The organism is Streptomyces pactum (genome assembly GCF_016031615.1).
In the GTDB taxonomy this organism is placed as follows: domain Bacteria; phylum Actinomycetota; class Actinomycetes; order Streptomycetales; family Streptomycetaceae; genus Streptomyces; species Streptomyces pactus.
The window spans coordinates 5207839-5228386 of the sequence record NZ_JACYXC010000001.1; the positions used below are offsets into that span (position 1 = coordinate 5207839).

Sequence of the window (20548 nt, forward strand, 5' to 3'; positions counted from 1 at the left end):
TACTCCAAGGGTGGACACGTCCGAGGAAGGCGAAGCGCTCGATCCTGAGTGGGCCGAGATAGGCAACAACCTGAACGGCATCTTGCACGGTTGCCGAGACGCCTCGCCCGTTGCCGAGCGCTTCATCCGGGCCGGCTGGAAGTCAAAGTCGTCCTCCTGGCGCGGCTACGAGGTAGGAACCCGTTGGTGCGAGGTGGAGCTCGACCTTATCGATGGGCCGGACATCCTGTTGAACGGCGTTGTCGATCCGCAGCGGCTCGATGAGCTCGCCGGTCTCCTCCACCGTTTCGGACTGACGTACTCCCTAGAGCTCTACGACGGAGACGGCACCCTGGTCCGCGAGATCCGAGCTTGACTCGATGAACCGTGTTCAAGGCCGCTGGACGCGTCCAGCGGCCTTCTCATTTACCGGGGATGACCTGGGAAACGCCCCAAGATTCTGTCCACGAATAGTCCACAGACCCCGACATACGGCCGATCCGACCCGCACACGCCTGCACATACGCGAAGACCCCGTCCTCAGCGTTTGCGCTGGTGGCGGGGTCTTCTGGCACTTCTTGCGAAGTGCCCCCGGCAGGATTCGAACCTGCGCACACGGCTCCGGAGGCCGTTGCTCTATCCCCTGAGCTACGGGGGCTTTGTCGCCGCTGTCTCGCGGCGACGGGTAGAACATTACCAGCTCCGGGAGGGTGATCAGGAACGGGTTCCCCGGGAGGGCGCTCCGGGGCCCGGGACGGGCCGGGCGGGACCGTCGTCGCGGGGGCTCGACCATCGGGACCGGGCGGCGTCCGGCCTTCCCACCGGACACCGCCGCGCGCCGGCCCCGAGCCGGCGCACCCGCGGGGCGACCCGTCCTGCCGGGCACACCGCATGCGCCATCGGCCCCACACCCGACCGGCCCACCGCACCCCGGCGGCGCTCTCCCTAGCGCATCGGTCACCGCGGCGGCGGCCGGTCGGGGAAAGGTCCCTCGCACGGGGCGGAAGTGGGCAAAACCCGGACGGCGCGGTGGCCGCGCGCCTACCCTTCGAGATGTGCCTGGCGTGACCGGCCGGGTCCTTGTGGTCGATGACAACAAGGTCATCCGGCAGCTGATCAGGGTCAACCTTGAGCTTGAGGGTTTCGAGGTCGTGACCGCGGCCGATGGTGCCGAATGCCTGGAGATCGTGAACCAGGTCCGGCCCGATGTGATCACCCTCGACGCTGTGATGCCCCGGCTCGGCGGACTGCGCACCGCCGCGCTGCTCCGCGCGGACGAGCGGACCAGACATGTGCCGGTGGCCATCGTCAGCGCCTGCACGCACCTGGAGCTGGACGGCGGGAGCGCGGTCGGGGTGGACGCGTTCCTCGCCAAACCGTTCGATCCGGACCGGCTGGTGCGGCTGGTCCGGGAGCTCATACGCAACGGCGCCGGAGGAATGCCGGGTGCCGCGGCGGCGGGGGGCGCCGCGCCCGTGGTCGGGCCGACCGGCTGACCGTGGAGCGGTGCGTCCCCTCGCGGGACGGCCGGCGAGCGGGACGCGGTGCGGCAGGGCCGGGGGCGGACGCATGCAGTCCGAGGGGCGGAACGGTGCGCGGTGCGGCGGGTGTCCTCCCCTACGCTGGAGCCGTGACCCCCGACCAGCTGTCCCGCATCGTGCTGCACTCGGTGCGCCGTGCCGTGGACGCCGGTGAGCTGCACGTCACGGTGCCCGAGCGGGTGCTCGTGGAGACGCCGCCGCGGCCGGGCTGCGGGGACTGGGCGACCAACGTCGCGCTGCGGCTGGCGAAGGAGCTTCGGGGGCGTCCCGGCGGCCCCCGGGCGGTCGCCGAGGTGCTGCGCCGCCGGCTGGAGAACGAACCGGGGATCGCCGGGGTCGAGATCGCCGGGCCCGGGTTCCTCAACATCACGCTGGACGCCGGTTCGCACGCCGGCCTGGTCCGTACCGTCCGCCGTCTCGGCACCACGTACGGGCACGGTCGGGCGCTGGCGGGCACCACGGTGACCTTCGCCGCCCCCACCGAGCCGCGCGCGGCGGTGGTGACCGAGGCCGCGGTGCGGCTGCTGCGCTCGCAGGGCGCCACGGCCGCCGTAGCCCCCGCGGGTACCGCCGGGGAGCGGCTGCGGGTCACGCCGGTGCCGGACCGGGCGGGCGACCTCTTCGACCGGCTGGGCCCGGACGCCGCCCGCTGGGCGCTGCTGCGCCCCGCCGCCCACGACACACCGGTCCTCGACCCCGCCCTGCTGCTGGCGCAGCGCGAGGCCAACCCGCTGTTCCGGGTGCGGTACGCCCACGCCCGCAGCCGCGCGCTGCTGCGCAACGCCCGGGACCTCGGGTTCGGTCCGGACGAGGACGCCCCCGCCCCGGTCTCACCGGGCACCCGCATGAGCGGCGGGGGCATCCGGCGTACCGGAGGCTCCCGCCGCTCATGCGGGTGCCGTACGGCCGGGCCCGGGCCGCACCGCAACCCCGGCCCCCACCGGCCACGCCGTGGTCCCGGCCCCGCCGGACGCCCGCGCCGGTCACCTCGACGCCCCGGGGACCGGGCCCGACGCCCCCGGCCGTGCCCCGGAGACCGGCGGTCCCGGCGCCGCGGACGCCGGCCCCTACGGACCCCCGGACACCGCCGGCGCGCTGCTCGCCGTGCTCGCCGACCACCCGCGGGTGGTGACCGCCGCCGCCCGGCACCGCGCCCCGGACCGGCTCGCGCGCCACCTGGAGACCACCGCGGACGCCTTCTTCCGCTGGCTCGACAACTGTCCGGTGCTGCCGAGCGGGGAGGAGAAACCCTCGGCCGCCCATCGTTCCCGGCTGGCGCTCGCCGATGCCGCCGGGACGGTGCTCGCCGGCGGCCTGGCCCTGCTCGGCATCGACGCACCCGACATTCTTTGAGAGCAGCAGAGAGACACCTCACATGAGCCGTTCCGCACACCCCGCAGGTCCCCGTCACGCCGATGTGCTCCCCGAGGGCCACTACGCCGCGCCGCCCGCCGACCTCAACGCCCTCGACCCCCGGGTCTGGGCACGTACCGTGAGCCGCGGCGCCGACGGGGCGCTGTACGTCGCCGGCCTCGACGTACGCCGGCTGGCCGAGGAGTTCGGCACCCCCGCGTACATCCTCGACGAGGACGACTTCCGGGGCCGCTGCCGGGCCTGGCGCGAGGCCTTCGGGGACGACGCCGACGTCTTCTACGCCGGCAAGGCCTTCCTCTCCCGGGCGGTGGTCCGCTGGCTGCACGAGGAGGGGCTCAACCTCGACGTGTGCTCGGGCGGCGAGCTGGCCACCGCGCTGGACGCCGGGATGCCCCCCGAGCGCATCGCGCTGCACGGCAACAACAAGTCCGACGAGGAGATCCGCCGCGCGGTGGAGGCCGGCGTCGGCCGCATCGTCCTCGACTCCTTCGCCGAGATCGTGCGGGTGGCGCACATCGCCGAGCGGCTCGGCCGGCGGCAGCGGGTGCAGATCCGCGTCACGGTGGGCGTGGAGGCGCACACCCACGAGTTCATCGCCACCGCGCACGAGGACCAGAAGTTCGGCATCGCGCTGGCCGGCGGGCAGGCCTCCGAGGCGGTGCGCCGGGCGCTGAAGCTGGACGGGCTGGAGCTCATCGGCATCCACTCGCACATCGGCTCGCAGATCTTCGACACCTCCGGGTTCGAGGTGGCCGCGCACCGGGTCGTCGGCCTGCTGAAGGAGATCCGCGACGAGCACGGCGTGGAACTGCCCGAGGTGGACCTCGGCGGCGGCCTGGGCATCGCGTACACCTCGGCCGACGACCCGCGCGAGCCGTCCGAGATCGCCCGGGCGCTGCGCGACATCGTCACCCGCGAGTGCGCCTCGGCGGGCCTGGCCGTGCCCCGGCTGTCGGTGGAGCCCGGCCGGGCGATCGCCGGACCGACCACCTTCACCGTCTACCGGGTCGGCACCGTCAAGGAGCTGCCCGGCCTGCGCACCTACGTCAGCGTGGACGGCGGGATGTCGGACAACATCCGCACGGCGCTGTACGACGCGGAGTACTCGGTGGCGCTGGTCTCCCGCACCTCCGACGCCGAGCCGATGCTCAGCCGGGTGGTCGGCAAGCACTGCGAATCCGGCGACATCGTGGTGCGGGACGCCTTCCTCCCGGCCGACCTGGCCCCCGGCGACCTGATCGCGGTGCCGGCCACCGGCGCCTACTGCCGCTCGATGGCGAGCAACTACAACCACGCGCTGCGCCCGCCGGTGGTCGCGGTGCGGGACGGTCAGGCACGAGTGATCGTCCGGCGGGAGACGGAGGAGGACCTCCTCCGTCTCGACGTCGGCTGAACCGGATCTCGCATACTGGACGGGGCGCTGGGCGCCCTTTCCGGTGGGTGAGACTGGTTCGACACCGGTTCGAAGGCCGGGTGGCGACACCCGGACGCAACGCCGGGCGCCCTGCCCGGATGGACGAGAAGTGAGGTCGGATGATGCGTACGCGTCCGCTGAAAGTGGCGCTGCTGGGCTGTGGAGTGGTCGGCTCAGAGGTGGCGCGCATCATGACGACGCACGCGGACGACCTCACGGCCCGGATCGGCGCCCCGGTCGAACTGGCCGGGATCGCCGTCCGCCGCCCCGGCCGGACCCGTGAGGGGGTCCCCGGGCACCTGATCACCACCGACGCCACCGCCCTGGTCAAACGGGGCGACATCGACGTGGTGATCGAGGTCATCGGGGGCATCGAGCCGGCCCGCGGCCTGATCATGACCGCCTTCGAGCACGGTGCCGGCGTGGTCTCCGCCAACAAGGCGCTGCTCGCCCAGGACGGCGCCGCGCTGCACGCCGCCGCCGAGAAGCACGGCGCCGACCTGTACTACGAGGCGGCGGTGGCCGGGGCCATCCCGCTGATCCGGCCGCTGCGCGAATCGCTCGCCGGCGACAAGGTCAACCGGGTGCTGGGCATCGTCAACGGCACCACCAACTTCATCCTGGACCGGATGGACTCCAGCGGCGCCGGCTACTCCGAGGCGCTGGACGAGGCCACCGCGCTCGGCTACGCCGAGGCCGACCCGACCGCCGACGTGGAGGGCTTCGACGCCGCCGCCAAGGCCGCGATCCTGGCCGGCATCGCCTTCCACACCCGGGTCCGCCTGGACGACGTGCACCGCGAGGGCATCACCGAGGTCACCGCCGCCGACATCGCCTCCGCCAAGCGGATGGGCTGCACCGTCAAGCTGCTGGCGATCTGCGAGCGGGCCGCCGACGGCCGGTCCGTCACCGCCCGGGTGCACCCGGCGATGATCCCGCTGAGCCACCCGCTGGCCTCGGTCCGCGAGGCGTACAACGCGGTGTTCGTCGAGGCCGAGGCGGCCGGCCGGCTCATGTTCTACGGCCCGGGGGCCGGCGGCGCGCCCACCGCCTCCGCCGTCCTGGGCGATCTGGTCGCCGCCTGCCGCAACAAGCTGGCCGCGGCCACCGGGCCGGGCGAGTCGGCGTACACCCGGCTGCCGGTCAGCCCCATGGGTGATGTGGTCACCCGCTACCACATCAGCCTCGACGTGGCCGACAAGCCGGGCGTGCTCGCCCAGGTCGCCACGGTCTTCGCCGAGCACGGGGTGTCGATCGACACCGTCCGGCAGCAGAGCAAGGCGCACGGCGGCGGGGCCGACGGCGAGGCCGCCGAGGGCGCGGCCGGCCGGCGGGTCGGCGAGGCGTCGCTGGTGGTGGTCACGCACCGCGCCGCCGACGCCGCGCTGTCGGCCACCGTCGAGGCGCTGCGCGGCCTGGAGACCGTGCGGGGCGTCGCCAGCACCATGCGGGTGGAGGGCGAATGAGCGACCGGCCGGTGAGGGCCCAGGAAGGCGAACCGGACGCGATCGGGGCGTCCGGGGAATCAGAGGAAGTCATGAACGCAATTGCAGACCGCCCGCGAATGACCGACACCCGCCGCGGCGGCTGGCGGGGCATCATCGAGGAGTACCGCGACCGGCTGCCGGTCGGCCCGACGACCCCGGTCGTCACCCTCCGTGAAGGGGGTACGCCGCTGGTGCCGGCGCAGGTGCTCTCCGAGCGGACCGGCTGCGAGGTGCACCTGAAGGTCGAGGGCGCCAACCCCACCGGCTCCTTCAAGGACCGGGGCATGACCATGGCCATCACCCAGGCGAAGGAGGCCGGCGCGCGCGCCGTCATCTGCGCCTCCACCGGCAACACCTCCGCCTCGGCCGCCGCCTACGCGGTGCGCGCCGGCATGGTCTGCGCGGTGCTCGTGCCGCAGGGCAAGATCGCCCTGGGCAAGATGGGCCAGGCCCTGGTGCACGGCGCCCGCATCCTCCAGGTGGACGGCAACTTCGACGACTGCCTCACGCTGGCCCGCCAGCTGTCCGAGAACTACCCCGTGGCGCTGGTCAATTCGGTCAACCCGGCGCGCATCGAGGGGCAGAAGACGGCCTCCTTCGAAATCGTCGACATGCTCGGCGACGCCCCCGACATCCATGTGCTGCCGGTGGGCAACGCGGGCAACATCACCGCGTACTGGAAGGGGTACCGGGAGTACGCCGCCGACGGCGTGGCCACCGGCACGCCCCGCATGTGGGGGTTCCAGGCGTCCGGCTCGGCGCCGATCGTGCGCGGCGAGCCGGTCAAGGACCCGCACACCATCGCCACCGCGATCCGGATCGGCAACCCCGCCTCGTGGGCCTTCGCCGAGCAGGCCCGGGACGAGTCCGGAGGCCTGATCGACGAGGTGACCGACCGTCAGATCCTCGCCGCCTACCGGCTGCTCGCCGCGCAGGAGGGCGTCTTCGTCGAGCCGGCCTCGGCGGCGAGCGTGGCGGGACTGCTGAAGGCCGCCGAACAGGGCAAGGTCGACCCCGGGCAGCGCATCGTGTGCACCGTCACCGGCAACGGCCTGAAGGACCCGGACTGGGCGGTGGCCGGCGCGCCGCAGGCCGTCCCGGTGCCGGTGGACGCCGCGGCGGCGGCCGAGCGGCTCGGCCTGGTCTGACGCCCGCCGGCCGGTCCGCGGGGCGCCTCCCCGCGGACCGGACCGCGGGCCCCGGGGCTCCGGGCCGCGCCGGACGTCCGGGTGTGGCCCGCGGTCCGGCTGCCCTCCCGCGGCTCGCCTGCCGGTGGCCGGCGCAGGGCCCGGCCCAGCCCGGTCACCGAGGGAGCCGGACCGGTGGCCCGACGTACGACCGTCGGCCGTCGGCAGTGCGACCGTCGGCCGTACGGTCACGCGCCGCCCGTCGCGCGGTGCCCGCCGGGAGCCCCGGTACCGCCGCCCGGTGCGCCGGGACGGCGCGGCCGCACCCCGGCAACTGTTACCCCGAGTAACCGTCGGCGTGGGTAATGATGATGCACAGACGGCGTGCGACACGCATCGTGCGCCTCCTGTGCGCCCTATGTCGCCGCAGAACCTTCCTTCGATAGGCTGTACTGAATCCGCCCAGCCGCAGAGTCGCAGCTCCGATCGGCTCTGCGTGGTTTCGCCGTACCCATCACGGCCCCCCGGCGGTGTTCCGTACCTCTTCGACACCATCCGCAGTCACACAAGGAGAGTCATCGAGCGATGGCCGGTCCCGCGTTCCGCGCCGCCGCCGTCCGGGTGCGCGTCCCCGCATCCAGCGCCAATCTCGGCCCCGGCTTCGACGCCCTCGGCCTGGCCCTGGGGCTCTACGACGACGTCGTGGTCCGGGTGGCCGACTCCGGGCTGCACATCGACATCGCCGGCGAGGGGGCGGACAGCCTGCCCCGGGACGAGAGCCATCTGCTCGTCCGGTCCCTGCGCACCGCCTTCGACCTGCTCGGCGGGCAGCCCCGCGGGCTGGAGGTCGTCTGCGCCAACCGCATTCCGCACGGCCGTGGCCTGGGCTCCTCCTCCGCCGCCATCTGCGCCGGGATCGTCGCCGCCCGCGCGGTGACGATAGGTGGTGCCGAGCGGCTGGACGACGCGGCGCTCCTGGAGCTGGCGACCGAGATCGAGGGCCACCCGGACAACGTCGCCGCCTGCCTGCTCGGCGGTTTCACCATCGCCTGGACGGACGCCGGTGCCGCCCGCGCGATCCGGATGGAGCCCTCGGATTCCATCGTTCCGGTGGTCTTCGTACCGGGCAAACCCGTGCTCACCCACACCGCCCGCGGTCTGCTGCCGCGGACCGTGCCGCACGTGGACGCGGCGGTCAACGCCGGCCGCGCCGCCCTGCTGACGGAGGCGCTGACCAGGCGCCCGGAGCTGCTGCTGGCGGCCACCGAGGACCGCCTGCACCAGGAGTACCGCGCACCCGCGATGCCGGAGAGCGTGGCCCTGGTCAACCGGCTGCGGGCGGACGGGGTGCCCGCGGTCATCTCCGGCGCCGGACCCACCGTCCTGGCGCTGGTCGAGGACGGTGCGGCCGAGAAGGTCGCACTGCTGGCGGGTGAGGGGTGGGCCGCCAACCGGCTCGCTCTCGACGCCCGGGGGGCGTGCGTCCTGCCGCTGACCTGACACGGCGGCGGCGGTGCCGGTCCGGACCGCCGCCGGCGTCGGATGGAGATCGCCGGACTTGGAGAGGGGGAATGTTTGTTGGATCCGGTAGTGTTAATCTCAAGTCCGCACTTGATGCCTCGCGATGCCGATGGGGAATGGTCTCGTAGGCGAAGTGCTCCAGTGTCCCGATCCGGGACCATCTTCTTCCGGGAGCCTCCCCGACTGCCTGAGCAGCCTGCCTGAGCAGTGTCGAGCCCGCTCCGGAACGGCGTGACGGAACCCAGCACAGTCTTCCCGTCCCGCCGGAACCATGAATTTGATCTCTCCGCCGTACCCGGCGGACCACCGCCCCGGCCCGGTCCGCACGACAAGGACCACAGCCGGACAGCACAACCGGTCGCCGAGCCAGACAGGCCGACGCCCGCTCCAGGGAAGGACCCTTCGTGAGCGACACCACCGATCTGATGGGCGTGAACGCCGCCGGCACCTCCGACAGCTCTGTCGGCAATGCCGCCGCGCCCGCCACGGACGCTCCCGCCGCGCCGGCCGGCGGCGCTGCCTCCGGCAGTGCCCCGCGGCGGCGCCGCTCCGGCACCGGCCTCGACGCCATGGTCCTGGCCGAGCTCCAGCAGCTCGCCTCCAGCCTCGGCATCAAGGGCACCGCGCGGATGCGCAAGGGCCAGCTGATCGAGGTCATCAAGGACCGGCAGGCCCAGGGCGGCGCCCCCGCCGAGGCCGCACCCGCCGAGGCGCCGGCCAAGCCCAGGCGCCGGGCCACCTCCAAGGCCAGGACCGGCGAGGACACCGCCGACAAGGCCACCAAGACCGACACCGCCGAGGCGCCGGAGAAGACGGCCGACCGGGCCGGCACCCAGGCGCAGATCGACATCCCGGGCCAGCCGAAGGCCGCGGACCAGACCGCCGCCTCCGGTGAGGACCAGCCGGTCGCCGAGCGGCGCCGCCGCCGGGCCACCGCGCCCGCCGGCGCCCCGGAGACCCCGGCCGCCGAGAAGGCCGAGGGCGGCACCGACGTCAAGGTCGAGACCCGTACCGACGCCAGGGCCGAGGCCGCGGCCGACACCGCCGAGGGCAAGTCCGCCAAGGGCGAGCGCGGCGAGCGCGGCCAGAAGGGCGACCGCCGCGAGCGGGGCGCCCAGCGTGAGCGCGGCGACCGCCGCGGCAAGGGCGACGACGGCGGCCAGCAGGGCGGCCGTCAGCAGCGCGAGGGCCGGGCCCAGGGCCAGCAGCGCGCCGACGACGACTTCGACGAGGACGGCGGCGGCCGGCGCGGCCGGCGCGGGCGCTACCGCGACCGCCGTGGCCGCCGCGGCCGCGAGGAGTTCGGCGGCGAGCCGCAGGTGGCCGAGGACGACGTGCTGATCCCCGTCGCGGGCATCCTGGACATCCTCGACAACTACGCGTTCATCCGGACCTCCGGCTACCTGCCCGGCCCGAACGACGTGTACGTCTCGCTGGCCCAGGTCCGGAAGAACGGCCTGCGCAAGGGCGACCACGTCACCGGTGCGGTCCGGCAGCCCCGCGAGGGCGAGCGGCGCGAGAAGTTCAACGCGCTGGTCCGGCTGGACTCGGTCAACGGCATGGCGCCGGAGACCGGCCGCGGCCGTCCGGAGTTCGGCAAGCTGACCCCGCTGTACCCGCAGGACCGGCTCCGCCTGGAGAGCGAGTCCGGCGGCCTGACGACCCGGATCATCGACCTGGTCGCGCCGATCGGCAAGGGCCAGCGCGGTCTGATCGTGGCCCCGCCGAAGACCGGCAAGACCATGATCATGCAGGCCATCGCCAACGCGATCACGCACAACAACCCCGAGTGCCACCTGATGGTCGTCCTGGTGGACGAGCGTCCGGAAGAGGTCACCGACATGCAGCGGTCGGTCAAGGGCGAGGTCATCTCCTCGACCTTCGACCGCCCCGCCGAGGACCACACCACCGTCGCCGAACTGGCCATCGAGCGCGCCAAGCGCCTGGTGGAGCTGGGGCACGACGTGGTGGTCCTGCTGGACTCGATCACCCGTCTGGGCCGTGCGTACAACCTCGCCGCCCCGGCCTCGGGCCGCATCCTGTCCGGTGGTGTGGACTCCACCGCCCTCTACCCGCCGAAGAAGTTCTTCGGCGCGGCCCGCAACATCGAGGACGGCGGCTCGCTGACCATTCTGGCCACCGCGCTGGTCGAGACCGGCTCGCGGATGGACGAGGTGATCTTCGAGGAGTTCAAGGGCACCGGCAACATGGAGCTCAAGCTCGACCGGAAGCTCGCGGACAAGCGCATCTTCCCGGCGGTCGACGTCGACCCGTCCGGCACCCGCAAGGAGGAGATCCTCCTCGCGCCGGAGGAGCTGAGCATCGTCTGGAAGCTCCGCCGGGTGCTGCACGCGCTCGACTCGCAGCAGGCCATCGAGCTGCTGCTGGACAAGATGAAGCAGACCAAGTCCAACGCCGAGTTCCTGATGCAGATCGCCAAGACCACGCCCGCCCCGGGCAACGGCAACGACTGATCAGGCACCCGAGCACCGGCGAGGGCCCCGCTGTCACCCGACGGCGGGGCCCTCGCCGTTTCCCCGCCCGGCACGGCGGGGATCGGCGCCGGCGCGTGCGGGCGTGCGGGCCCGGGGGCGGCCGGGATCCGCGCCGGAGCGTGCGCGGGCGGCCGCGGGCGGCGGGAGCGAGGCAAGGGCGTACCGCGGCCGGGAGTGGCACGGCGCGAGGCGGCGAGGCGGCGGGGCGGAAGAGGCGCCCGGGCGGCCGGGGCAGAACGGTGGCGGCGCGAGGGGCGCTCGGAGATCCGCGGGGGTGACGCGGCGCGTGGGGCCGCGCGGGCGCCCACCGGGCGCGGGCGAGGCGCGCGGGAGGGCGCACGGGCCCGGGGAGCGGCACGGGCCGCCGCACGTCCGTCCGTCCGTCCGGCAGCGCATGCCGAGGGGGCGTGCGGGGACACGGACCGCGACACGGGAGGCCGGTGGCGGCCGTGTGCAACCCTGGCGCTCCACCCGTCGTCTCAAGCGGGTGACGTGGGCAGTGTGGGCGCGGCGGTACCGAAACTCCGCTCTGAGCGGTTCCAGGGCGGCGGAGAGCCGGAGGGACGGCGGAAACAGAGGAGCGGATGGGCGAGAAGAGCAGCGGCACCTGGGGGCCGGGCCGCGCGATGGGGGCGGGGCCGGTGGCCGGCCCCGGAGCCTGGTGATGACCGTCTGGACGCTGGCCACGCTCCTGGTGCTCGGCTCGGCCGGGTTCGGGTACCTCTACTGGCGGCTCGACGGCAACCTCACCGGCATCGACATCGACGGCGCGCTGGGCCGGGACCGCCCCGACGACGTGGACAACGGCTCGATGGACATCCTCGTCCTCGGGTCCGACTCCCGCGCCGGGAAGAACCGCCGGTACGGCGACGACCAGGGCACCTCCCGCTCCGACACCGCGATGGTGGTCCACATCCACCGGGGCCACCGGCGCGCCAGCGTGGTCAGCATCCCGCGCGACACCCTGGTCCGGCGGCCGGACTGCACCCGGCGCGGCGGTCAGGACGGCGACGTCCGGGCGAGCGAGGCCGGCAAGGACGGCGGCGAGGTGCCCGGCGAGCGCCGGGCGATGTTCAACAGCGCCTACGAGGTCGGCGGCCCGGCCTGCGCGGTCAAGACCGTCGAATCGATGACCGGCATCCGGATGGACCACTACCTGGAGGTGGACTTCTCCGGCTTCCGCGACCTGGTGGACGAACTCGGCGGTGTGGAGCTGACCACCACCGAGCCGATACACGACCGCAAGAGCCACCTCGACCTGCCGCCCGGCCGCCACACCCTCGACGGGGAACAGGCGCTCGGCCTGGTCCGCACCCGGCACGGCGTGGGCGACGGCAGCGACCTGGGCCGGATCAAGCTCCAGCAGGCGTTCATCAGGGCGCTGATCGACCAGATCAAGGACATCGGCCTGTTCAGCAGCCCGAAGAAGCTGTACGACGTGGCCGACGCCTCCACCAAGGCCCTCACCACCGACTCCGACCTCGCCTCGGTGGACAAGCTGCTCGACCTCGCGCGCGGCCTGCGCGGCATCGGCTCCGACGACCTGCACATGGTGACGCTGCCGGTCGCCTACGACCCCGGCGACCCCAACCGCGTGCGCCCCATTGAGGCCAAGGCCGCCCAGGTGTGGCGGGCGCTGCGCGCCGACCGGCCGGTGCCCGCCTCCGCCACCCGGGGTCGGCGGCCGACGACACCGAGGCGGACGGCGTGGTCCGCGAGCCCTGACCGGCGTGCCATACCGCCCGCCGCCACGCCGACCGCCCGTCACGCCACCCGCCCGCCACGCTGTGCCCGCCCGCCGGCCCGCCGCCCGTCCGCGGAACCCCGCCCCCGCCGCCCGGATCTCACCGGCGGCATCGCGCGCAGGGCACCACGCGGGACGCCACCCGCGGCAGCGCCCGTGCCGGCCGGCGCACCGCGGGCGAGGGACGGGAATACCTGGCCCCCACCCCCGGTTTTGGGTGATGCGGCCAGTGCTGGCAGACTGGTACGTCGGCTCCGGTTCACGACAGGCAATCGGCCTGCCGACCCGGCGCCCTCCCGAACCATAGGAGAATCCCTTGAAGCGCGACATCCACCCGGAGTACGTGGAGACCCAGGTCAGCTGCACCTGTGGCGCCTCGTTCACCACCCGTAGCACCGTTGCGGACGGCACCATCCGTGCCGACATCTGCTCCGAGTGCCACCCGTTCTACACGGGCAAGCAGAAGATCCTCGACACCGGTGGCCGTGTGGCGCGGTTCGAGGCCCGCTTCGGCAAGAACGCAGGGGCCGCGAAGAAGTAGCGCCCCGCACCGCGCCGGTCTTCGGTCACCCAGCGTCCGGCTGGGCGACCGGACCGGCGCTTTGTCGTCCCGCCGGTCGGCCGCCACGGCCGGCCGACCGGGCCCGCCGCACCCACCGGGGCACGTCACCCAGGTCACTCCACTGAGGGAATCTTGATGTTCGAGGCAGTCGAAGAGCTGGTCGGTGAGCACGCCGACCTCGAAAAGCGGCTCGCCGACCCCGCCGTCCACGCGGACCAGGCAGAAGCCCGCCGGCTCAACAAGCGCTACGCCGAGCTGACCCCGATCGTCGGCACCTACCGCACCTGGAAGCGGACCGGCGAGGACATCGAGACGGCCCGGGAGCTGGCCGCCGACGACCCCGACTTCGCCGTCGAGGTCAAGGACCTGGAGCAGCGGCGCGAGGAACTCACCGAGAAGCTGCGGCTGCTGCTCGTCCCCCGTGACCCCAGCGACGACAAGGACGTGATCCTGGAGGTCAAGGCCGGCGCGGGCGGCGACGAGTCCGCGCTCTTCGCCGGCGACCTGCTGCGCATGTACCTGCGGTACGCCGAGCGGGTCGGCTGGAAGACCGAGATCATCGATGCCACCGAGTCCGAGCTGGGCGGCTACAAGGACGTCCAGGTCGCGGTGAAGTCCCGGGGCGGCGCGGTCGAGCCCGGCCAGGGCGTCTGGGCGCGGCTTAAGTACGAGGGAGGCGTGCACCGCGTGCAGCGGGTGCCCGCCACCGAGTCGCAGGGTCGCATCCACACCTCCGCCGCCGGCGTGCTGGTCACCCCGGAGGCCGAGGAGATCGACGTCGAGATCAACCCCAACGACCTGCGGATCGACGTCTACCGGTCCTCCGGTCCCGGCGGCCAGTCGGTGAACACCACCGACTCCGCGGTGCGCATCACCCACCTGCCCACCGGCGTCGTGGCCTCCTGCCAGAACGAGAAGAGCCAGCTCCAGAACAAGGAGCAGGCGATGCGCATCCTCCGCTCGCGGCTGCTGGCCGCGGCGCAGGAGGAGGCCGAGAAGGAGGCCGCGGACGCGCGCCGCAGCCAGGTGCGCACCGTGGACCGCTCGGAGAAGATCCGCACGTACAACTACCCGGAGAACCGCATCTCGGACCACCGGGTCGGCTTCAAGGCGTACAACCTGGACCAGGTGCTCGACGGCGACCTCGACGCGGTCATCCAGGCGTGCGTGGACGCCGACTCGGCCGCCAAGCTCGCCGCGGCGGGCGACGCAAGCTGACCGCCGGGCCCCGGGAGGCCGGCGACCGGTTCCGCGGTACCGCGGGGCCGGCGGGCTGAGAGACTGGAGCCGGGCAAGCCGCCCCGCGGCCCGGTCGCGAGGCCCGGGCACACCCCGGCCGCCCGGGCCGGGCGGGGCGGACTCGGACGACGACGCGAGAGGACCATCGTGAACCTGCTGCTCGCCGAGGTGGCGCAGGCCACCCAGCGGCTGGCCGACGCCGGCGTGCCCTCTCCGCGTTTCGACGCCGAGGAACTGGCCGCGTTCGTGCACGGCGTCAAGCGGGGGGAGCTGCACACCGTCCCCGACGCGGACTTCGACGCCCGCTACTGGGAGGCCGTCGCCCGCCGGGAGGCCCGCGAGCCGCTCCAGCACATCACCGGCCGCGCCTTCTTCCGCTACCTGGAGCTCCAGGTGGGCCCGGGCGTCTTCGTCCCGCGTCCGGAGACCGAGTCGGTCGTGGGATGGGCGATAGACGCGGTGCGCGCCATGGACGTGGTCGAACCGCTCATCGTCGATCTGTGCACCGGCTCCGCCGCCATCGCCCTGGCGCTCGCCCAGGAGGTGCCCCGGTCCCGGGTGCACGCGGTGGAGCTGGACGAGACCGCGCTGAGCTGGGCCCGCAAGAACGTCGAGGGCTCCCGCGTCGTTCTCCACCACGGCGACGCGCTGACCGCGCTGCCGGAGCTGGACGGCCAGGTGGACCTGGTCATCAGCAACCCCCCGTACATCCCGCTGACCGAGTGGGAGTACGTCGCCCCGGAAGCCCGCGACCACGACCCCCAGCTCGCCCTCTTCTCCGGGGAGGACGGACTGGACACCATCCGGGGCATCGAGCGCACCGCCCACCGGCTGCTGCGCCCGGGCGGGGTGGTGGTCGTGGAGCACGCAGACACCCAAGGCGGACAGGTGCCGTGGATCTTCACCGAGGAACGGGGCTGGGCCGACGCGGCCGACCACCCCGACCTCAACAACCGGCCCCGCTTCGCCACCGCACGCAAGGCCCTGCCGTGATTCCGACGACAGGGCAGCACCAAGTACTCTCCCCGACTCCGTACAAGGAGGTCCGCTGATGGCACGGCGATACGACTGCGGCGACGCGACCGACCGCAAGACCGGTCTGCGCGAGGCCGCGTCCGCCGTCCGCCGGGGCGAACTGGTCGTACTGCCGACCGACACCGTCTACGGCATCGGCGCGGACGCCTTCAACGCCGAGGCCGTCGGCGACCTGCTGGAGGCCAAGGGGCGCGGCCGGGGCATGCCCTCGCCGGTCCTGGTCGGCTCCCCGAACACCCTGCACGGCCTGGTCACCGACTTCTCCGAGCAGGCGTGGGAGCTGGTGGACGCCTTCTGGCCCGGCGCCCTGACCCTGGTCGCCCGGCACCAGCCGTCCCTGACCTGGGACCTGGGCGAGACCCACGGCACGGTGGCGGTCCGCATGCCGCTGCACCCGGTCGCCATCGAGCTGCTCACCGACTTCGGACCGATGGCGGTCTCCAGCGCCAACCTGACCGGCCACCCGTCCCCGCAGGACTGCGACGCCGCCCAGGACATGCTCGGCGACTCGGTCTCGGTCTACCTCGACGCGGGCCCCACCCCGGCCGCCGTCCCGTCCTCGATCGTGGACGTCACCGGGAAGGTGCCGGTGCTGCTGCGCGCCGGGGCGCTCAGCGCCGAGCAGCTGCGCGAGGTCGTACCCGACCTTGAGGTGGCCAATTGACACCCCCGCAGGGGCGTGGCATAGCGGGGCGGCTCTCCCACGACACCTGGGGTGACGCCGGCGGAGCCACCTTCCGCATCCTCCACGTCAGCACCGGCAACGTCTGCCGCTCGCCGATCACCGAGCGGCTGACCCGGCACGCCCTCGTGCACCGTCTCGGCCCGGCCCGCACCAGCGGGCTGATCGTGGAGAGCGCCGGGACCTGGGGGCACGAGGGCGCGCCGATGGAGGCGCACGCGGCCACCGTGCTCAGCGACCTGGGCGCCGACCCGGCCGGCTTCATCGGCCGGGAGCTGCTGGACGAGCACGTGATCCGTGCCGACCTGGTGCTCACCGCCACCCGCGACCACCGCGCGCAGGTGATCTCCATGGGGCACTCCGCGGGGCTGCGCACCTTCACGCTCAAGGAGTTCACCCGGCTGGTCCGGGCGATAGACCCCGCGACGCTGCCCGACCCGGAGGAGGCGGGCGGCGTGGTCGAGCGCGCCCGCGCCCTGGTGCAGGCCGCGGCGGCGCTGCGCGGCTGGCTGCTGGCGCCCAGCGAGGACGCCGACGAGGTGCACGACCCGTACGGCGCCCCCATCACCTACTTCCGCAGCATCGGCGACGAGATCCAGCAGGCGCTGGACCCGGTCGTCACGGCGCTCACCGGGGTCCCCGCCCCGGCCTGACCCGCCCGGCCCCCCCCGCCACGGGTGGCCGCCGTACCGCCGGCGCGCAGACCGCCGGGCGCGGAACCCGCGTACGCGGGACCTCGGGAGCACGCGGCGTCCCGGAGCGCGGCGGACGCCGGAACGCGGCCGACGCCGGAAGGCGCCGGTGGCGCACGGGGCCTTCCGGCGCGACCCCGGCACCGGACGGACGACGGCGGTGACCGACGAACGACCGCCGGCACCGGCCGGCGGCGACGCCCCGCGTCGTGGACGGGCACGCCGGCACGGAAGACCGCGCAGGGGGCCGGTCCGCGCGGACCGCGTACCCCCGCGGCGTCCCGGGAGCCGGGGCGTGCGGCCGTGCGCGGCGCGCTGCCGGACGTGCGGGTGAGCCCTTCGGGAAGGGGTGCCGCGCACGCACCACCAAAGGTGCGTCGTGGGCGGTGCGCCGCGGGCACGGAACCCGGCGCGGCGGCGGAGGCGCGGGGAGGCGACCCGGCCCCGGCGGCGGAGGTCCGGGAGGCCGCCACACCGCGCACAGCGGCCGCAACGGGCCTACATTGGGGAGGAACCCCCGGTGACCTCTCCCCAAGGCTGTGAGCGGCGATGGCTGTCTCTCCCGCACCCTCTTCCGGCCACCTGCCCCGGACCTCGCCCCGGAGCCCCTGGGACGCGCCGCCCGGCGGCGCCCCGGACCCCTGGACACCGTGGGCCGGACCCGAGGCGCTCCGCCGGCAGGACCCGGAGCTGGCCGACGTCCTCCTGGCCGAGCTGCGCCGGCAGCGGCAGGACCTCCAGCTGATCGCCGCGGAGAACTTCACCTCGCCCGCGGTGCTGGCCGCGCTGGGCTCCCCGCTCGCCAACAAGTACGCCGAGGGCTACCCGGGCGCCCGCCACCACGGCGGCTGCGAGGTGGTGGACCTGGCCGAGCGGCTCGCGGTGGACCGGGCCACCGCGCTGTTCGGCGCCGAGCACGCCAACGTCCAGCCGCACTCGGGATCCTCCGCGGTGCTCGCCGCCTACGCGGCGCTGCTGCGCCCCGGCGACACGGTGCTGGCGATGGCCCTCGCGCAGGGCGGCCACCTCACCCACGGCTCGCCGGCGAACTTCTCCGGGCGGTGGTTCGACTTCGTCGGGTACGGCGTCGATCCGGTGACCGGCCTGATCGACCACGACCGCGTCCGGGCACTGGCCCTCGCGCACCGGCCCAAGGCGATCGTGTGCGGCTCGATCTCCTACCCCCGGCACCCGGACTACGCGGCGTTCCGGGAGATCGCCGACGAGGTGGACGCGTACCTCATCGCCGACGCCGCCCACCCCATCGGACTGGTCGCCGGGGGCGTGGCCCCCAGCCCGGTGCCGTACGCGGACGTGGTGTGCGCCACCACCCACAAGGTGCTGCGCGGTCCGCGCGGCGGGCTGGTGATGTGCCCGGCCGAGCTGGCCGGGCGGATGGACCGGGCGGTGTTCCCGTTCACCCAGGGCGGTGCCCAGATGCACACCGTGGCGGCGAAGGCGGTGGCGCTGGGCGAGGCCGCCACCCCGGCGTTCGCCGCCTACACCCGCCAGGTGGTGGCCAACGCCCGGGCGCTCGCCGGCGAGCTGTCCCAGCTGGGGCTCACGGTCGCCACCGGCGGCACCGACACCCACCTGATCACCGCCGACCCGGCCCCGCTGGGGGTGGACGGGCCGGCCGCCCGCCGCCGCTGCGCCGCGGCCGGCATCGTGCTGGACGTGTGCGCGGTCCCGGCCCCCGACCGCCCCGGGGGCTGCGTCAAGGGCATCCGGCTGGGCACCGCGGCGGTCACCACCCAGGGAATGACGGAGCCGGAGATGGGCCGGATCGCTGCGCTGCTGGCGGCGGCGCTGCGGGAGGACGCCGGCACCCGGGCCGAGGTGGCGGAGCTGACCGGCGAATTCCAGCCGTATCCCTGACCCCGCCCCGGCCCGTCCACGCCCCCGTCACGGCCCCGCACCCCCGCCGCGCCGCCGGGACGGTCCGGCGGCCCCGGCCGCACCGCCCGGTCCTGCCGGACACACCGCCCGGTGCAACCGGACCGGCCCGCCGGGTGTCTGAACCGGTACCGGCGGTGACCTGATCGCCGGGGCCCGGACCACACGGCGCTATGGTGTGGGGCTGTGATGGCCAGCGAATCTCCTGGGGCAGCCCGTGCGTGAATACCTGCTGACTCTGTGCGTCACGGCTGCGGTCACGTACCTGCTGACCGGACCGGTGCGGAAGTTCGCCATCGCGGCCGGTGCGATGCCCGAGATCCGGGCCCGTGACGTACACCGGGAGCCGACGCCCCGGCTGGGCGGCATCGCGATGTTCGGCGGGCTCTGCGCCGGCCTGCTGGTCGCCGCGCACCTGACCAACCTCAAGGACGTCTTCGAACTGTCCAACGAGCCCCGTGCCCTGCTCTCCGGCGCGGGGCTGATCTGGCTGCTGGGCGTCCTGGACGACAAGTGGGGCGTGGACGCGCTGGTCAAGCTGGGCGGTCAGATGATCGCCGCGGGCGTCATGGTCCTCCAGGGCCTCACCATCCTGTGGATCCCGGTGCCGGGCGTCGGCACCGTCTCGCTCACCCCCATGCAGGGCACGCTGCTCACGGTGGCGCTGGTCGTCATCACCATCAACGCGGTCAACTTCGTGGACGGGCTCGACGGGCTCGCCTCCGGCATGGTGTGCATCGCCGCCGCCGCGTTCTTCATGTACGCCTACCGGATCTGGTTCGGGTACGGGCTGGAGGCCGCCGCGCCGGCCACGCTCTTCGCCGCCATCCTGATGGGCATGTGCCTGGGGTTCCTGCCGCACAACATGCACCCGGCGCGCATCTTCATGGGTGACTCCGGCTCGATGCTGATCGGCCTGGTGCTCGCCGCCGGGGCCATCTCCATCACCGGCCAGGTGGACCCGGACGCGCTCAAGCTGGACTTCGGCGGCTCGGAGCGGCAGGCGGTGCACGCCACGGTGCCGGTGTACATCCCGCTGCTGCTGCCGCTGACGGTGATCGCGGTGCCGATCGCGGACCTGATCCTGGCCATCGTGCGCCGCACCTGGCGGGGACAGTCGCCGTTCGCCGCGGACCGCGGGCACCTGCACCACCGGCTGCTGGAGATCGGCCACTCGCACAGCCGGGCCGTGTGGATCATGTATTTCTGGTCGGCGCTGATCGCATTCGGCACCGTCGGCTTCTCGGTGGAATCGTCCAGCATGTGGATCGTGCTGACCATCGCGGTGCTCAGCGCGCTCGGGCTGGTCCTCCTGCTGCTGCCGCGCTTCACCCCGCGCACCCCGAGCTGGGCCGAGGGCTTCGTCCCGCCGCGCTACCGCCGGGAGCGCCGTCACCGCAGGTCGGCGGGGTCGCACCCGGCCACCTCGGCCGCTTCCCCGGCGTCCGCCGGCGCCGTGGAGGAGGTGCCGGCCGCGGTCGCGCACGAGGCCGGCGACGCCCAGCCGCCGGTGCCCGCAGGGGTGCACGGCGCCACCGCGATCGGCGACCGTTCCCGCTTCCACGGCCGCAAGATCGGCGCTTAGCAGAGAATTCACGGCCCGTCAGCAGGACGTGCCCGAATTAGATCGCAAGTGTGACAGTCGGCACACGAAGTAGGTAAAGACCTCATCAAATAGTTTGTGATACCGTTCACTAGACCCGGTGCTAGAGCCGAAGGACCGTAGTGCGACGGTCCTTTCGCCGCGAGGTTCACTCATC

At 73.8% G+C, this 20548-nt stretch carries 14 protein-coding genes, 1 tRNA gene and 2 pseudogenes; 16 read left to right on the forward strand and 1 reads right to left on the reverse strand.

Going from position 1 to position 20548, the window contains the following annotated elements; translation table 11 throughout:
• Positions 1-10 precede the first annotated feature (10 nt).
• Positions 11-355, forward strand: a complete 345-nt coding sequence (locus IHE55_RS20495) for a hypothetical protein (protein WP_197990342.1) — start codon at positions 11-13, stop codon at positions 353-355.
• Positions 356-565: 210 nt separating this feature from the next.
• Here the strand turns inward: IHE55_RS20495 and IHE55_RS20500 are convergent.
• A tRNA-Arg gene (locus IHE55_RS20500) sits at positions 566-637 on the reverse strand.
• A gap of 397 nt (positions 638-1034) precedes the next feature.
• On the opposite strand from IHE55_RS20500, the gene IHE55_RS20505 reads away from it, so the two are divergent.
• The 15 genes and pseudogenes from IHE55_RS20505 to IHE55_RS20575 all read left to right on the forward strand — a co-directional run bounded on the left by IHE55_RS20505 (position 1035) and on the right by IHE55_RS20575 (position 20373).
• Positions 1035-1475: a response regulator gene (locus IHE55_RS20505; protein WP_307826756.1), complete on the forward strand. Its 441-nt coding sequence runs from the start codon at positions 1035-1037 to the stop codon at positions 1473-1475.
• Between the two features lie 134 nt (positions 1476-1609).
• Positions 1610-2873: pseudogene (gene nrtL, locus IHE55_RS33220) on the forward strand (ArgS-related anticodon-binding protein NrtL).
• A 22-nt stretch (positions 2874-2895) separates the two neighbouring features.
• On the forward strand, positions 2896-4287 hold the full coding sequence (gene lysA, locus IHE55_RS20515) for a diaminopimelate decarboxylase (protein WP_197990344.1): 1392 nt from the start codon (positions 2896-2898) through the stop codon (positions 4285-4287).
• Positions 4288-4427: 140 nt separating this feature from the next.
• Complete coding sequence (locus IHE55_RS20520; protein WP_197990345.1) at positions 4428-5774, forward strand: homoserine dehydrogenase; 1347 nt, start codon at positions 4428-4430, stop codon at positions 5772-5774.
• Between the two features lie 98 nt (positions 5775-5872).
• Positions 5873-6943, forward strand: coding sequence for a threonine synthase (gene thrC, locus IHE55_RS20525; protein WP_197990346.1), 1071 nt, complete (start codon positions 5873-5875; stop codon positions 6941-6943).
• A 564-nt stretch (positions 6944-7507) separates the two neighbouring features.
• On the forward strand, positions 7508-8422 hold the full coding sequence (gene thrB, locus IHE55_RS20530) for a homoserine kinase (RefSeq protein WP_197990347.1): 915 nt from the start codon (positions 7508-7510) through the stop codon (positions 8420-8422).
• Between the two features lie 425 nt (positions 8423-8847).
• Positions 8848-10917 carry a transcription termination factor Rho gene (gene rho, locus IHE55_RS20535; protein ID WP_197990348.1) on the forward strand — a complete coding sequence of 690 codons (2070 nt, stop codon included), beginning with the start codon at positions 8848-8850 and terminating at the stop codon, positions 10915-10917.
• Positions 10918-11602: 685 nt separating this feature from the next.
• A pseudogene (locus IHE55_RS20540) lies at positions 11603-12663 on the forward strand (LCP family protein).
• Positions 12664-12998: 335 nt separating this feature from the next.
• Positions 12999-13223 carry a 50S ribosomal protein L31 gene (rpmE, locus tag IHE55_RS20545; RefSeq protein WP_197990349.1) on the forward strand — a complete coding sequence of 75 codons (225 nt, stop codon included), beginning with the start codon at positions 12999-13001 and terminating at the stop codon, positions 13221-13223.
• 156 nt (positions 13224-13379) lie between these two features.
• Entirely contained in the window at positions 13380-14462 is a 1083-nt protein-coding gene (prfA, locus tag IHE55_RS20550) for a peptide chain release factor 1 (RefSeq protein ID WP_197990350.1), read from the forward strand.
• Between the two features lie 168 nt (positions 14463-14630).
• A complete protein-coding gene (gene prmC / locus IHE55_RS20555; RefSeq protein ID WP_197990351.1) occupies positions 14631-15476 on the forward strand; it encodes a peptide chain release factor N(5)-glutamine methyltransferase in 846 nt (281 codons plus the stop codon).
• Positions 15477-15534: 58 nt separating this feature from the next.
• A complete protein-coding gene (locus IHE55_RS20560) occupies positions 15535-16182 on the forward strand; it encodes an L-threonylcarbamoyladenylate synthase (protein ID WP_197990352.1) in 648 nt (215 codons plus the stop codon).
• On the forward strand, positions 16179-16853 hold the full coding sequence (locus tag IHE55_RS20565; RefSeq protein ID WP_232265645.1) for an arsenate reductase/protein-tyrosine-phosphatase family protein: 675 nt from the start codon (positions 16179-16181) through the stop codon (positions 16851-16853). The genes IHE55_RS20560 and IHE55_RS20565 overlap by 4 nt, the downstream gene beginning before the upstream one ends.
• 621 nt (positions 16854-17474) lie before the next feature.
• Entirely contained in the window at positions 17475-18770 is a 1296-nt protein-coding gene (glyA, locus tag IHE55_RS20570; protein ID WP_372442773.1) for a serine hydroxymethyltransferase, read from the forward strand.
• Positions 18771-18993: 223 nt separating this feature from the next.
• Positions 18994-20373 (forward strand): MraY family glycosyltransferase, encoded by a 1380-nt coding sequence (locus IHE55_RS20575; RefSeq protein ID WP_197992140.1) that lies wholly within the window; start codon positions 18994-18996, stop codon positions 20371-20373.
• Positions 20374-20548: the final 175 nt, after the last annotated feature.

Coding starts and splice junctions, on each gene's coding strand:
- thrB (WP_197990347.1), top strand. CDS start 7,508: ATGGCCGGTCCCGCGTTCCGCGCCGCCGCCGTCCGGGTGCGCGTCCCC.
- IHE55_RS20560 (WP_197990352.1), top strand. CDS start 15,535: ATGGCACGGCGATACGACTGCGGCGACGCGACCGACCGCAAGACCGGT.
- prfA (WP_197990350.1), top strand. CDS start 13,380: ATGTTCGAGGCAGTCGAAGAGCTGGTCGGTGAGCACGCCGACCTCGAA.
- lysA (WP_197990344.1), top strand. CDS start 2,896: ATGAGCCGTTCCGCACACCCCGCAGGTCCCCGTCACGCCGATGTGCTC.
- IHE55_RS20520 (WP_197990345.1), top strand. CDS start 4,428: ATGATGCGTACGCGTCCGCTGAAAGTGGCGCTGCTGGGCTGTGGAGTG.
- thrC (WP_197990346.1), top strand. CDS start 5,873: ATGACCGACACCCGCCGCGGCGGCTGGCGGGGCATCATCGAGGAGTAC.